The sequence below is a fragment of the Pseudomonas sp. PB106 genome (assembly GCF_009764645.1).
Classification (GTDB): domain Bacteria; phylum Pseudomonadota; class Gammaproteobacteria; order Pseudomonadales; family Pseudomonadaceae; genus Aquipseudomonas.
In genome coordinates this window covers 15,103-28,294 of sequence record NZ_RWIM01000119.1, presented here as the reverse complement: position 1 = coordinate 28,294, position 13,192 = coordinate 15,103, and the positions used below count along the sequence as shown (strand labels likewise).

At 56.6% G+C, this 13,192-nt stretch carries 13 protein-coding genes; 7 read left to right on the top strand and 6 right to left on the bottom strand.

Annotated features, from left to right (window positions below):
• Positions 1-2 precede the first annotated feature (2 nt).
• From EJA71_RS15975 to EJA71_RS15950, 6 genes are all read left to right on the top strand, one after another.
• Positions 3-809, top strand: a complete 807-nt coding sequence (locus EJA71_RS15975; RefSeq protein WP_158958356.1) for a DUF4123 domain-containing protein — start codon at positions 3-5, stop codon at positions 807-809.
• Entirely contained in the window at positions 809-1,366 is a 558-nt protein-coding gene (locus EJA71_RS15970) for a DUF3304 domain-containing protein (protein ID WP_158958354.1), read from the top strand. Before EJA71_RS15975 ends, EJA71_RS15970 begins: the two co-directional genes overlap by 1 nt.
• A complete protein-coding gene (locus tag EJA71_RS15965; protein WP_158958352.1) occupies positions 1,351-1,908 on the top strand; it encodes a DUF3304 domain-containing protein in 558 nt (185 codons plus the stop codon). The genes EJA71_RS15970 and EJA71_RS15965 overlap by 16 nt, the downstream gene beginning before the upstream one ends.
• Positions 1,893-2,450, top strand: a complete 558-nt coding sequence (locus EJA71_RS15960; protein WP_158958350.1) for a DUF3304 domain-containing protein — start codon at positions 1,893-1,895, stop codon at positions 2,448-2,450. Before EJA71_RS15965 ends, EJA71_RS15960 begins: the two co-directional genes overlap by 16 nt.
• Positions 2,451-2,616: 166 nt before the next feature.
• A complete protein-coding gene (locus EJA71_RS15955; RefSeq protein WP_158958438.1) occupies positions 2,617-3,132 on the top strand; it encodes a DUF3304 domain-containing protein in 516 nt (171 codons plus the stop codon).
• Entirely contained in the window at positions 3,117-5,747 is a 2,631-nt protein-coding gene (locus EJA71_RS15950) for a DUF2235 domain-containing protein (RefSeq protein WP_256671758.1), read from the top strand. The genes EJA71_RS15955 and EJA71_RS15950 overlap by 16 nt, the downstream gene beginning before the upstream one ends.
• 163 nt (positions 5,748-5,910) lie before the next feature.
• On the opposite strand, the gene EJA71_RS15945 is transcribed toward EJA71_RS15950, so the two are convergent.
• Positions 5,911-6,273 carry a DUF6124 family protein gene (locus EJA71_RS15945; protein WP_158958348.1) on the bottom strand — a complete coding sequence of 121 codons (363 nt, stop codon included), beginning with the start codon at positions 6,271-6,273 and terminating at the stop codon, positions 5,911-5,913.
• A 429-nt stretch (positions 6,274-6,702) separates the two neighbouring features.
• Here EJA71_RS15945 and EJA71_RS15940 point away from each other — a divergent pair, with 429 nt between their 5' ends.
• Positions 6,703-7,086 carry a helicase gene (locus EJA71_RS15940; protein WP_158958347.1) on the top strand — a complete coding sequence of 128 codons (384 nt, stop codon included), beginning with the start codon at positions 6,703-6,705 and terminating at the stop codon, positions 7,084-7,086.
• Positions 7,087-7,241: 155 nt separating this feature from the next.
• On the opposite strand, the gene EJA71_RS15935 is transcribed toward EJA71_RS15940, so the two are convergent.
• The 5 genes from EJA71_RS15935 to exbD form a co-directional block, all read right to left on the bottom strand.
• Positions 7,242-8,642, bottom strand: a complete 1,401-nt coding sequence (locus EJA71_RS15935) for an aminoacyl-tRNA deacylase and HDOD domain-containing protein (protein ID WP_158958345.1) — start codon at positions 8,640-8,642, stop codon at positions 7,242-7,244.
• A gap of 79 nt (positions 8,643-8,721) precedes the next feature.
• Positions 8,722-10,797, bottom strand: a complete 2,076-nt coding sequence (gene recG, locus EJA71_RS15930) for an ATP-dependent DNA helicase RecG (RefSeq protein ID WP_158958343.1) — start codon at positions 10,795-10,797, stop codon at positions 8,722-8,724.
• A 9-nt stretch (positions 10,798-10,806) separates the two neighbouring features.
• A complete protein-coding gene (locus EJA71_RS15925; RefSeq protein ID WP_158958341.1) occupies positions 10,807-11,736 on the bottom strand; it encodes a hydrogen peroxide-inducible genes activator in 930 nt (309 codons plus the stop codon).
• Positions 11,737-12,014: 278 nt separating this feature from the next.
• Entirely contained in the window at positions 12,015-12,761 is a 747-nt protein-coding gene (locus EJA71_RS15920; RefSeq protein ID WP_158958339.1) for an energy transducer TonB, read from the bottom strand.
• A complete protein-coding gene (gene exbD, locus EJA71_RS15915) occupies positions 12,758-13,186 on the bottom strand; it encodes a TonB system transport protein ExbD (RefSeq protein WP_158958337.1) in 429 nt (142 codons plus the stop codon). Before exbD ends, EJA71_RS15920 begins: the two co-directional genes overlap by 4 nt.
• Positions 13,187-13,192: the final 6 nt, after the last annotated feature.

Here is a 13,192-nt window from a genome sequence, read left to right as displayed (position 1 = left end):
TCATGAACACAAGCAATGTGCGTTGGCTCGACGAGTTGTGGGTCAACGCCCAACAACTCAAACAGCAGCACCTCGACGTGCTGGTCGACGCCACCAGCCTCGACTACCCGGTCCTGCAACAGCTCGCTGAACAGCCTGACGCGGCAAAACTGGCCAAGCTGTTTGAAAACACTCCCGAGGTCGCCATCGCCGACTTCGGCCCGTTGCTGCTGCGCGTCGACATCGGCCAACGCGACTGGCTGAAAACCTTCATCAACGCCGTCGACTGCAATAAACATGTCGTTGTTGTATTCAGCCCATGGCAATTCGAAGCGCTCGCCGATCACCTGCGCGGCTTCCTTCAAGCCCAATGGAACCAGGGCCGTTCCGAAGGCGTGTTGCGCTACTACGACCCGCGCATGTTGCTGCCGGTCACCGAAACCCTGACCCCGGTACAAAGCAACGCCTTCCACGCTGCCGTCATCTCCTGGCACTGGCTCGACCGCGATCAACAACCGCAAAGCCTGCCCGGCAACTACGTCCGCCACGCCCAAGTACCCGCCGCCGGCCCGGTGATGTTCGATCACCCACAAGTGGCCAACCTGCTCGCGTGGACAGAAGCAGATGCCTACCGGGTCGATCGCTGCGCAGTGCCACAGAACTATGGCTTGAGTCGTAACGAAAGTTTGATTCGGCACTTGTATCGCAGCCAATTGGCGGCGAATCAGAAGGGCTTGAAGGAGCCGGAGGAGCGCGAGCCGTTTATTGAACAGTGGTTGGTGGAGAACTCATCGTTTGTGATCGATGAGCCGCCGAAGGCGTTGATTTGATGAATGCGATTGCGCGTGGGTCGGTGCGGGGGGCGATGTCTTCCGGGCTGGTCTGTGTGTGGGTTTTGCTGGGGGTGTTGGCGTTGAGTGGGTGTCGTGGTGGGCCGGAGATGGTGAGTGCTCCCGTCAAAGGCTTCAACCATACATCCGCAGAGATTATGAGGTTCACCATCAATGGTGCTGGTGGGCCACGAATCCCGCCGAATCAGGGCGGAGGAAATGAGGTGTGCTGCAGCATACTTCCCTTGAAGTGGACGCCCGGACTCCAAGCCAGAATCGAGTGGGACAAAGACCCAGATCCGCATGGAGACGTTCAGCGGGATGAGTTTGGTCAAATTGATAAAGTGGCCTACGCGAACCACTCCGTTAATTTTTCACATCATTCGGCGATTATTGAGATTCCTGAATATTCCGAGAATGTTTGCGCGCTGCAGGTTCACTTTCTTCCTTGTGATGAAGTAAGGGTGTCTACCTCTTGCCTTTCCTCGAGTCAGCCAAACTATCCTGACAAAGCGTATTTTCAAATTAAGGAGACGGGTACATGTCCGACTTCTTGAGTATTTCTGATGCTTTTCCAGGGCTGCTACGTGGTCTCAGATTTTCACTGTGCGTAATTTTTTTAGGTCTGTGTGGTTGCCACTCAGGGCCTGAAATGGTGAGTGCGTCTGTTACTGGCTATAACCACACATCTGCAGAAATTATACGATTCAGTATCAATGGCGCTGGCGGCCCCAGGATTCCACCAAATAGCGGCGGGGGCGCTGAAGTTTGCTGCGGTTTACTGCCTGTCCAGTGGAACCCCATGCTAAGTGCGGAAATCGAGTGGGATAAAGATCCAGAACCTTACGGAAACGTGGAGCGTGATCTGTTCGGTCAAATAACAAAGGAGTCCAGGATTCGTCACGCTCTTGGTTATACGCATCATACTGTGAAAGTTAGCATTCCTAAGTACGCTGAAGAGTTGTGCGCATTGCAAGTGCATTTTCTAACTTGCGATCAAGTGAGGGTTTCTACCACTTGTTTTCTTCCAGAGCACCCGAGTTACCCTGATAAAGCCTATTTCGAAGTCAAGGAGACGGACAAATGCCCGGCTTCTTGAATATCTTAGAGAGCTGTCTTGGAGCTTTGCGAAGTATTAGATTCTTACTGTGCGTGAGTTTGCTAAGTTTGTGCGGTTGCCATACAGCTCCGGAGAGGGTGTCAACGCCTGTAACAGGTTTCAACCATACTTCAGCTGCTATCAATCGATTCAGTGTGAACGGAGCCGGGGGGCACCCTATTTCAGCCTTTCAAGGTGGTGCAACTCAAGTCTGTTGCGGCGTGCTTCCTGCTCAATGGTATCCAGGCCTTCGAGCCACCATCGAGTGGGAGAAAGATCCTAATCCGCGAGAAATTATAAAACGCGATAAATATGGACAGTTTGATAGGGAGGACTATCAGCGGCATGCTGCCCATTACTCTCATCATGAGGCGACAGTTGAAATACCGAAATATGGTATCGATTTCTGTGCGATACAGGTTCATTTTTTGCCTTGTGACCAGGTGAGTGTTTCTACAACCTGTTTTACACCTAAGCACCCAAACTATCCCGATCAAGGGTATTTCGGCATCAAGGAGACGATGAAATGTCCTCACCTTTAAGGCAATATATTTTGTTTTTTTCTGCAAGATACCCGAAGAACATGGAGGCGATTAAGGTATGTTAATTTTAGATGTTGTATTTAAAAGAATGCGTTTAAGTGCTGGTTCGAAGCGAAAGAATGTTGTTCAAGGGATATGTTCTAAGACTAAAAAGTTTAGCGCCAAAATGATATGGCGATCATTAGTTGTCGCGTGCAGCATGCTAGCGGTTGTCGCCTGCAATGCTGGTCCTGAGGTGGTGTCTGCACCGGTTACTGGCTATAACCATACCTCCGCACAAATAACTCGCTTTAGTATTAATGGAGCGGGTGGTCCCAGCATTCCGCCAAATTCTGGCGGAGGAGCTGAAGTCTGCTGTGGCGTGCTGCCTGTTCAGTGGAATCCGAAAGTAAGAGCAGTCATTGAGTGGGAAAAAGATCCGAACCCCGACGGTCCGATCGAGCGGGACCAGTATGGACAAATAAAAAAAGAGGCACTAGCTCGGCATAGAGCTGGCTACTCTCATCATACTGAAACGGTTGAAATTCCGAAGTATGCAGAGAAGCTTTGTGCGTTGCAGGTTCATTTTTTACCGTGTGATCAGGTGAAAGTGTCCACGACTTGTTTTGCGCCGTCACATCCAAATTATCCAGACAAGGCGTACTTTAAAGTTAAGGAGCCAGCAACATGTTTGAATCACTAATGGGGCCGGATGCCCCTTCGCCGGATAGTGCTTTAGTCGCTCCGGCATTTCCTCTTTCCCGTCGAATGCCAAATGAACCAGGCCAAGTGACGAAGAATATACAACTGCAAAAAAAAGACGAGCGCGCTTTCGGTAATCAGCAACGTAAACTTGCTCAGGAAAAGGGGGAGGCCAATAGTGGTGCGCCCTGCTGTAAGACGCTACATATAACATTCGCTTTCGACGGTACCAATAATAACGATCAAGCGGACGGCTCATCCACTCCCAATTCTCGAAGTAATGTCGCGCGCCTTTTTCATGCGAGCTTGGGGGCAGACGATGATCTGGTAGAGAATGGATTTTTCAAGTATTACTGTCCAGGTGTTGGTACTGTATTTCCAGATGTAGAAGAATTCGTGCCAGATAATAGCGGGTTAGTGGGTGCGAGCGGCGGTGAGAATCGTATTAACTGGGCACTTACCCGACTGATTGATGCGTTGCAGTTTACTCTGGATAAAGAAAGATTACCTATTGAAAAAACAAAAGGCATGCTGAAGGACATGGCGACGAATGGTTATAAAAACACATTCGGTTTGGGCCTGTTCGAAAGCGGAGAACAAAAACGCGAAGCAATATTGCGGAAAGAAATTCAGGGACTTGAGGAGAAGCTGAAAAAACGTGAGGACTCTGGAGAAAAGCCGCATATTTTGGCTATGCGCCTGTATGTTTATGGATTTTCTCGAGGCGCTGCTGAGGCCCGTACTTTTGTTAATTGGTTACAGACACTCGTTCGTTGCGAAAGTGAAAGTGGTGGAGCTGAGTACCGTTTTGCGGGACTTCCAATATCGATAAACTTCCTTGGTGTTTTCGACACTGTAGCTGCGGTTGGGCTTGCCGATAGCGTTCCATTTGCAGCGGGACATATGGACTGGGCTGACGGCACGATGCGTCTTCCCGATGAGGCAACATCCTCATGTGCAAGCACAGCCCTGCCTGATGACTGTTCTTATCTAAAACGTTGTGTTCATTTGGTTTCTGGTCACGAGCAGCGGGCTAGCTTTCCGCTAGATTCAATACGTCGCCGCCCGAAATCAGCAGATGGTAGTCGTGATAAAAGCAAAGCTTCAAGTTATCGACCAGGCACAGTTGAGTATATTTACCCAGGGGTCCATTCCGATGTAGGGGGTGGGTATGCGCCAAATGATCAGGGCAAGGCAACTGCTGGATCAGATCATGTCTTATCGCAAATCTCTTTGCAGCACATGTACGCTGAAGCGTTCATGGCTGGCGCACCATTGACGGTTCCAGAAACAGTACTGCAGGAGGGCGTTCATGATAATTGGAGAAAGTTACCCAAAGAACTTGAAGGCGATTTTTTAATCTCCGATACGCTAATCAAGCGCTTCAACGCATGGCAGGCTCAAGGCCAAAGCGGTCCGTTGGAAGAGATGATGAAGCGTGAGCACGCGCTGATCACCGGTTGGCGAATTGATCGATATGCTGGTGGTGTGGAGAAGCAGTCATTCTTCAAAAATGCTGCTCCAGATATGCCACAGGCTCAGATTGATGCCTGGGAAGCTCTGGAAAAACGCCACGTCGCAGAAATTTCTGCGCCTATATTGGGCAAGCCGACACCAATCTACACAGCAGAACAGGAAACAGAGCATCAGCAGAATATTCAAATTGTCGGCGAGGAAAAGTATAAAAACGCTCGCTGGGAAAAGGTGTTTGAACCACCGCTAGATCATCGACAGTTGCTAGGTGCCGCAGCGGAATTCCGTCATGATTATCGAAGAGAATGGGGCTTGGTCGGTGATGGTCATACTGACGTCGCCGTAATTGATATGTTGCTTGGCGGCACGGTGTACCTGATTAACGAAGAGGATGAAGCAGAGGAGTATGCATACCTCTATAAAGAGGGTACGGCTCGCTATGAAAAAATGTTCAGCTCACCGAACAAGCCTAGAGCGGGTCAGGAAGATCTTGTAGCGCTCTTTGACGATCAAGTTCACGACTCTCGTGCTTGGTTTATGAACACATCCGGAATCGTACCCCGCGAGCCCTTTACTGACTACTTCCGCATCCGGCTGGTGCATTTTGATAACGAGTCGAACAAACAACTGTCTCTGCTGGCTACAGCGGGCAGGGTGATTGGGCTCGGTATTGCTGTCGCGAGTGTGGGTTTGAGTATCAAGAAAAAAGACCCTCGCATGCTGTTGGGGCTGTTCCTGCCGTCGCTCGCGCTTCCAGTGCTGAGCGGCAAAGTGGGTGTAGCTATGTCGGAGCTGCCAGAAATCAGCGCATTCGATCCGCTTACAGGGATTGCACTGCCAATGCTCAATAGCGTCGACTCGATACGCGCATTCACGAAAGAACCAGGTGACATGGTTGCAAAAGTCGCAGCCTTGCCTCCGCTCAAACCGTTGAGCGAAGCCACTGCAAATACGCCTGCGCTACAGAAAATCCTCGTTGCCCATCAAGCGGTTGAAGCAGCCGAAGCTGCTCGTAAGAAGGACTTCGGTTCATTGGCCGGTATGGTGGCGAAAGCCGCTAATGATGAAGACAAGCCCGGTGGCTGGATGGACTTGGTCGCCGAACAGGCCAGCAATTTGAAGTCGTCTGAGAAGAAGGTGTAATTGCGAAAGCATAGAGGGCGGCTTGATATGAGCCGCCCTCTTTGGTGAGCAAAAAAGCATTTCGAATGCCGCTGGTTTCACGACTTTTGAAATGATCATTGGCTTTCCGAGAGTCGATGGAAAAGGGACTTAACGTCCCCTTTTTTTTCATCCAAAAATCTCGCTACGGCTTGGCCGCCGTTCTCCGCACTTCAATCTGGTCGAGCATCCCTTCCACCATCAATCTCACCCCGTCCGCCATTCTGCTCAGGGCCAGTGCCACCGAGCGGCGTGAGCCGTGGAGGTCGTCGGCGAGGTCGCAGGCGATGACGCTGATGGACAGAAGGTCTTCGGAAGCGTTGGCCATGAGGGCTTCGGCGTCGGTGCCGGGGGAGAGGCTGAAGAGGCCGGTTTCCCGTTTGGGGTGCGGTTCGATGGGCGGTTTGAAATGGTGGTCGAGGGCGCGTTCGGCGGCTTCGTGGAATTTCTTGGAGTTGGGGGATTCGTAGGGCGAGGTTGCTTCGGTGCTGAATGTTTCATCGGTCATCGGTGTAAATCCTGAGCAGTAATTGATTTCCCCGAGTTCGGACTTGCACATCCGGTCACCGATTTTGCGGCGACACACAGAGGTTATCGACGAACTGCCAATCTGCCTAGTTCATGGGTATCCCGGCGCTTCGCAGGAAATTTCCCATTGGGTTGCAGGGTTTAAGATCAAAAGATCGCAGGCTTCGCCAGCTCCTACAGGGATGTGTTTCAACAGGTGTAGGAAAGGTGAGTGGTGAGACGCGGAGCGTCTCGGGATGCATTCCCACGCGGAGCGGGGAGCGATCAATGGGCGAGCGCTGAATCGTGACTTGGCGGTCATCGTGCGGGGATTGGGCCGCATCCTCTTCCAACAGCGTCAGATACTGGCGTTATCGTCCGAATCCCTTACACTGCCCCGGCCGTTCATTTTCCTTTTGAGGCTGTGCGCATGAAATTTCGTTTTCTTCTGTGGATGATGGGTTTGTTGATGGGTAAGGCCAGTCGGACAAATCCTGCGTTTCAGCAGCAGTTGGGTGACAAGGATCTGGTGTTTCAGCTGCAGACGCTGGATGGGAAAGTGGCGCGGCATTTCGTGGTCAAGGATCAGCGCATCACCAGCAAGTCTGGCGTGGTGGCGGAGCCGGCGTTTGCGATTGCGTTTAAAGATGCCGGTTATGGCTTTGCGACGATACAGGCGAAGAACAAGCAGTTGGCGTTTATGCAGGGGATTCAGGACAAGTCGATCCAGCTCAAGGGCAACCCGGCGCTGGTGATGTGGTTTCAGGGGTTGATGAAGTATTTGGTGCCGAGGAAGGCTAAACCTAAGGCTTGAGCCTTTGGTGACGCGGAGCGTCAGGGATGCATTCCCACGCGGAGCGTGGGAACGATCAGCGGCGGTCTGGTAGACCGAGTTGGATTCTTCGCGAGCAAGCTCGCTCCCACAGGGGTCACCGAAACCTTGTGGGAGCGAGCTTGCTCGCGAAGTTTTTAAGCCTGGCTGAACTGCGAGGCCAGTTCACGCAGCAGGACTTCGGCTTCGAGGACTTTGCTGACGACGTCGTTGGCTTTGTCGCGGCTCAGGCCGACGCGGTCGAGCAGGGCGTCGGGGATGTCTTCGTCGGGGCCGGAGCCGATGCCGCGGCTGCGCAGCAGGCGTACGGCCAGGCAGACGAGGTTCGGGTATTCGGCGTAGGCGCCGTCGTAGCTTGGGTCGTGCTGGAAGCGCAGGGCGGTGGCCAGTTCGTCGGGCATGTCCCAGTAGCGCATCAGCCACGAGCCGATCTGTTCGCGGCTGATACCGAGCAGGTGTTGCTCGATGTAGCTGTGGCACAGGTGCGGGTTGACCTCCAGGTGGCGGCAGATCAGCGAGAAGTGCGGCGGGAACACGTGGGCCAGCAGCAGATAACCAAAGTTGTGCAGCAGACCGGCCAAGTAGGTCAGGCCGGCTTCCGGACGCTGGGCGCGTGGCATGGCGCGGGTCAGGCCCTCGATGACGGCGGCGGTATAGATCGACTGCTGCCAGTACGGCGTGGTGTGTTGCGGGTGGTCTTTCGGCAGGCTCAGGGTCTTGCCGAGGGCCAGGCCGAGCGCCAGATTGATCACCAGATCGAAGCCGAGTACGCGGACGATTGCGTCTTCCACCGAACGAATCTTGCCCGGCGAAGCGTAGTACGGCGATGCCGCCCAGCTCACCACTTGCGCGGCCAGCGCTGGATCGGTTTCAACGACGCCGGTGATGTCGTCGATGGTGGCGTTGGGGTCGACGCGCAGTTTGATGATTTTTTGCGCGGTTTCGGCCAGCGGTGGAATCTCGATGGTCGCTTCCAGACGCTGCTGGATACGCCGCGCGGTGAACGCTTGCACGGCCTGGGTGATTTCCTCGCGGTCATCGTCCGGGCGGTCGAGGTTCGGGCGGATGCTGCTCAGGGCCTCGCCGAAGTTGGCGGCGCTGGCTTTGGTCAGCATGGTCTTGAAGTCTTCGCTGGCGATTTCCAGCAGCAGGCCTGGCTCACCGGAGTTGATCAGCAACTTCGGTTCGCGCAGCAGGCCTTCTTCATACAGGCACGGCGAACTGGTCAGCGCCGGAAGGCCTGGCAGCAGGCTCAGATTGTGTTTGCCGAGCATCTTTTGCAGGCGCTCGGTCGACACGGCAGTCAGGCGACGGCCCGTCAGTTCGGCGAGGCGATTGAGATCGAGCAACTGGCTCTGAGGAAACAGCGCCATCAGCGCACCGACAGCGTCATCGAGCAACACGGCTTGCACCTTGCGCGATGCGTTGAGGCCGTGGTGGTCGAGCACTTCTTCGTAGGCGATCCCGAGCTTGTCCAGCAGCAGCCGGATGACAGACGGCGCGTGCGGAGATTCGGGGGCGAGGGCGGCTTCGGTCATGATCTGTATCCGTTTTTGAAACAATGGCAGGAGTATAACCAGCTTGGTCAGAACGATCTGTCAGAAACTGCGACGGTGCTCACACTTGGCCGTATTGCTGCCCGTGACGCAACCAGCGATCAAGCAGCGGGCTGACGTGGGTTGGCCAGCGTTCCAGCAGGGCTTGCGCAGCATCGCGCACGGCGGGTAACAAGTCGGCGTCGCGCATCAGGTCGGCGACTTTGAATTGCAGCAGGCCGGTCTGGCGTGTGCCGAGCATTTCCCCGGGGCCGCGCAGTTCGAGGTCTTTTTCGGCGATGACGAAACCGTCGTTGGTCTCGCGCATGATGCCCAGGCGCTGGCGACCGATCTGCGACAGCGGCGGATGGTAGAGCAGCACGCAATGGCTGGCGGCGCTGCCCCGACCGACACGACCACGCAACTGGTGCAGTTGCGCGAGGCCGAGGCGCTCGGGGTTTTCGATGATCATCAGGCTGGCGTTGGGCACGTCGACGCCGACTTCGATCACCGTGGTCGCGACCAGCAGTTGCAGGTTGCCGGCCTTGAATTCGGCCATGACGGCCGCCTTCTCGACGGGTTTCATGCGCCCGTGGATCAGCCCGACTTTCAGCTCGCCGAGGGCGAGGGTGAGGTCTTCAAACGTGGTTTCGGCGGCCTGACAGGTCAGCTCTTCGGACTCTTCAATCAGCGTGCACACCCAATAGGCCTGACGGCCTTCGGCGCAGGCACCACGCACCCGTTCGATGACTTCGACGCGGCGGGTGTCGGTGACCAGCACGGTATTGACCGGGGTTCGCCCCGGCGGCAGTTCGTCGAGGATCGAAGTGTCGAGGTCGGCGTAGGCGCTCATCGCCAGTGTGCGTGGAATCGGCGTGGCGGTCATGATCAGTTGATGCGGGCACATGCGCCCGCCGACGCCTTTCTGCCGCAGCGCCAGACGCTGCTGCACGCCGAAGCGGTGCTGTTCGTCGATGATCACCAGCGCCAGATTCTTGAACTGTACTTCGTCCTGGAACAGCGCGTGGGTGCCGACCACCATCGGCGTACCGCTGGCGATCTGCTCCAGCGCGGCGACGCGGTTCTTGCCTTTGAGCTTGCCGGCCAGCCACGCCACTTCAATGCCCAGCGGTTCGAGCCAGCGCTTGAAAGTGATGAAATGTTGTTCGGCGAGGATCTCGGTCGGCGCCATCAGCGCGACTTGATAACCGGCCTCCAGCGCTTGCAACGCGGCGAGGGCAGCAACCACAGTTTTACCCGCGCCCACGTCGCCCTGAATCAGCCGCAGCATCGGCTCGTGCTGGCTGAGGTCGTAGGCGATTTCGTTGCCAACGCGTTGCTGGGCGCCGGTCGGGTTGAAGCCGAGGTTGGCCAGGTATTTCGGCGGCAGCTTCTTGGCTTTCGGCATCGCTGGCGCGCGCAACGAACGCATGCTTTCGCGCAGACGTTGTTGCGACAACTGATGGGTCAGCAGTTCTTCGAAGGCGAGGCGATGCTGCGCCCAGTGATGGCCGAGGGCGAGTTCGTCGACATCGGCATCGGCGGGCGGGTTATGCAGGTAGCGAATCGCATCGGCCAGTGGCGCCAGTTGATAGTCGCGCGCCAGTTCAGTCGGCAGCCAGTCGGGCAGGGTATCGGGCTTGAGCAGGGTCAGCGTCTGCATACACAACTGGCGCAGGCGCTGTTGCGTCAGGCCTTCGGTGAGCGGATAGACCGGGGTCAGGGTTTCATCCACTGGCGGCGGTTCGTCACCGGTAATGGCGCGGTATTCCGGGTGGTAGATTTCCAGTCCGGAGGCGCCGGGCCGGGCTTCGCCGTAGCAGCGCACCCGCGTGCCGCGCTTGAGGCCTTCTTTCTGCGCGTTGCTGAAATGGTAGAAGCGCAGACTGAGTCCGCCGGTGCCGTCCTGCAAACGCACGACGAGGCTGCGACGGCGGCCCATGACCACGTCGGCGCCGCTGACGGTGCCTTCGACCACGGCGTCCTGTCCCGGTCGCAAATGGCCTATCGGCACCACGCGGGTACGATCCTGATAGCGCAGCGGCAGGTGGAACAGCACGTCCTGAAGGTTCTCAAGACCGACCTTGGCCAGTTTCTCGGCCATGGCTTCGCCGACACCCTTGAGTGCCGTCACCGACACTTGCGACAGCTCAGTCATGACGCTCGCTTAACCGGCCGTAACCGGCGCCGCTGGCTTGGCCACCGAGCACAGGCGAATGGAGTCGGCGAGGATCTCGATGGCTTTCGGCCGTGGGAAGCTCGCGCGCCAGGCAATGGCCACGGTGCGGAACGGCACCGGCGGCGACAGTGGACGCACTTCGATCACGCCAGGGGCGTAGTGATGGCTGTCGACTGCCGACAGCGGCAGGATCGAAATCCCCAGACCGGACGCAACCATGTGGCGAATGGTTTCCAGCGAGCTGGATTCGACCGTGGTGTGTTTGGCGCCGTCGTTGCCCTTGGTCAGGGTCGGGCAGGCTTCGAGAACCTGATCGCGGAAACAGTGCCCTTCACCGAGCAGCAGCAGGCTCTTGTCGTTGAGCAGGCCAGCGTCGATGGTTTCTTTTTGCGTCCACGGGTGCTGGGCCGGCATCAGGACGTAGAACGGTTCGTCGTAGAGCGGCAGGGTCAGCACGTCGGCTTCGTTGAACGGCAGGGCGATGATGATCGCGTCGAGCTCGCCGTTGCGCAGTTTGTCGCGCAGCACGTGGGTGAAGTTTTCTTCGATGTACAACGGCATCTGCGGGGCGACCCGGTGCAGTTGTGGAATCAGGTGCGGGAACAGGTACGGGCCGACGGTGTAGATCGCGCCGACTTTCAGCGGTGCGGTCAGCTGGTTCTTGCCGGCCTGGGCCAGTTCGCGGATGCCTTGGGCTTGCTCAAGGACTTTCTGCGCCTGGGCGACGATGCCTTCGCCGACCGGGGTCACGCGCACGGCGCTTTTGCTGCGCTCGAAAATCAGCACACCGAGTTCGTCTTCAAGTTTCTTCACGCCCACCGACAGGGTCGGCTGGCTGACGTGGCATTTCTCGGCCGCGTGGCCGAAATGCTGCTCTTGGGCGAGGGTAACGATGTAGCGCAATTCTGTGAGGGTCATAGCAAGCGTCCATGAAGATGCGGGCCAAGCATACCGGCTGCAATCGATAGACGCACGTTATCAGACTGGGTGAGGAATGCGACACCGGGTAATGTGGGTTTGCCGCGAGTGGATATGCAAAAGGCACCTTTCGGTGCCTTTTTGCCTTGGTTCTCTCCGCTAGCGGAGAACCTTGTGGGAGCTGGCTTGCCAGCGATTGCGGTGGATCAGCTAATAAATCCTTCTCTGACACACCGCTATCGCTGGCAAGCCAGCTCCCACAGGTATTGCGGTGTTGCTTAGCGGCGGCGGTCGAGGGAATAAACAAACGGCGCAACAATTTCGATCGAGCCGTTGTTCAGCATGTCGGCCGGTGGCTTGGGCAGCGGTTGCGCGCGGCGGATCATTTCCAGGGTAGCCCGGTCCAGATCAGCGTTGCCGGAGCGGGTCACCAGTTCGAACGACAACACATTACCTTCACCATCCATCACAAAACGCAGACGGTTCACGCCTTCCTTATTCCGCGCCTGTGCGCTTTGCGGATACTTTTTGTACTTGGCCAAATGCGCGAGCAGGGTGCCTTGCCAACTGGCTTTGGCCGCCATCTGCGCAGGCGACGGGCCCGGTGCAGGCTGGGCGGATTTTTCCGTCGGTGCCTGAGTTGGTTGCGTATCAGCCGGTTTTTCCTCGGAAGGTTTTTCCTTAGGCGGATCGGGCAGCTTCTTCTCGACCGGCTTCGGCGGTTTAGACTTTGGCTTCGGCTTGGGCTTCTGCACCGCGATTTCAGCTTTCGGTGCTTCGGCCAGTTTCGGAATCGGAAACTCTTCGACCGGAGCCGGTGGCTGCGGCGGTGTGACGACTTTCGGCGGAGCAGGCGGTGGCGGGGCTGGAACCGGGGCCAGCTCGACCATCATTGCCTGTGGCGGCAATTCGATGGGCGGGCGGGCGGTCCAGTTCAGCGCCAGCGCGATGGCCAGCGCATGAACGCCCAGCACCACGGCCAGGCTACCGCTGTAACGCGTCAGCTTATGGCGCGTCGTGATCATTTCTTGGCTGCCGTCTCAAGTCCGACCAGACCGACCTTCAGGTAACCGGCGGAACGCAGGTTATCCATCACGCTCATCAGGTCACCGTAATCCACGCCTTTGTCAGCCTGGAAGAATATGGTGGTGTCTTTCTTGCCTTTGGTTCTGGCGTCGAGAGTGGCGCCCAGTGCTTCGGGTTTCACTTCGTCTTCGCCGAGGAACAGGCGCTGGTCAGCCTTGACGCTGAGGAACACCGGTTTCTCTGGCCGCGGCGCCGGTTTGGCGGTCGAGGCAGGCAGGTCGACTTTGATGTCCACGGTGGCCAACGGAGCAGCCACCATGAAGATGATCAACAGCACCAGCATCACGTCGATGAACGGCGTGACGTTGATTTCGTGGTTCTCGGCCAGATCGTCGTCTGCGCCTTCTTTCAAATGCAGGGCCATGGCCGA

Excerpts from the sequence above, each read along its gene's own strand:
- EJA71_RS15940 (WP_158958347.1), top strand. The coding sequence starts at position 6,703 with ATGAAATTTCGTTTTCTTCTGTGGATGATGGGTTTGTTGATGGGTAAG.
- recG (WP_158958343.1), bottom strand. The coding sequence starts at position 10,797 with ATGACTGAGCTGTCGCAAGTGTCGGTGACGGCACTCAAGGGTGTCGGC.
- EJA71_RS15970 (WP_158958354.1), top strand. The coding sequence starts at position 809 with ATGAATGCGATTGCGCGTGGGTCGGTGCGGGGGGCGATGTCTTCCGGG.
- EJA71_RS15935 (WP_158958345.1), bottom strand. The coding sequence starts at position 8,642 with ATGACCGAAGCCGCCCTCGCCCCCGAATCTCCGCACGCGCCGTCTGTC.
- EJA71_RS15950 (WP_256671758.1), top strand. The coding sequence starts at position 3,117 with ATGTTTGAATCACTAATGGGGCCGGATGCCCCTTCGCCGGATAGTGCT.
- EJA71_RS15925 (WP_158958341.1), bottom strand. The coding sequence starts at position 11,736 with ATGACCCTCACAGAATTGCGCTACATCGTTACCCTCGCCCAAGAGCAG.
- EJA71_RS15975 (WP_158958356.1), top strand. The coding sequence starts at position 3 with ATGAACACAAGCAATGTGCGTTGGCTCGACGAGTTGTGGGTCAACGCC.
- exbD (WP_158958337.1), bottom strand. The coding sequence starts at position 13,186 with ATGGCCCTGCATTTGAAAGAAGGCGCAGACGACGATCTGGCCGAGAAC.
- EJA71_RS15945 (WP_158958348.1), bottom strand. The coding sequence starts at position 6,273 with ATGACCGATGAAACATTCAGCACCGAAGCAACCTCGCCCTACGAATCC.
- EJA71_RS15955 (WP_158958438.1), top strand. The coding sequence starts at position 2,617 with ATGATATGGCGATCATTAGTTGTCGCGTGCAGCATGCTAGCGGTTGTC.
- EJA71_RS15965 (WP_158958352.1), top strand. The coding sequence starts at position 1,351 with ATGTCCGACTTCTTGAGTATTTCTGATGCTTTTCCAGGGCTGCTACGT.
- EJA71_RS15960 (WP_158958350.1), top strand. The coding sequence starts at position 1,893 with ATGCCCGGCTTCTTGAATATCTTAGAGAGCTGTCTTGGAGCTTTGCGA.
- EJA71_RS15920 (WP_158958339.1), bottom strand. The coding sequence starts at position 12,761 with ATGATCACGACGCGCCATAAGCTGACGCGTTACAGCGGTAGCCTGGCC.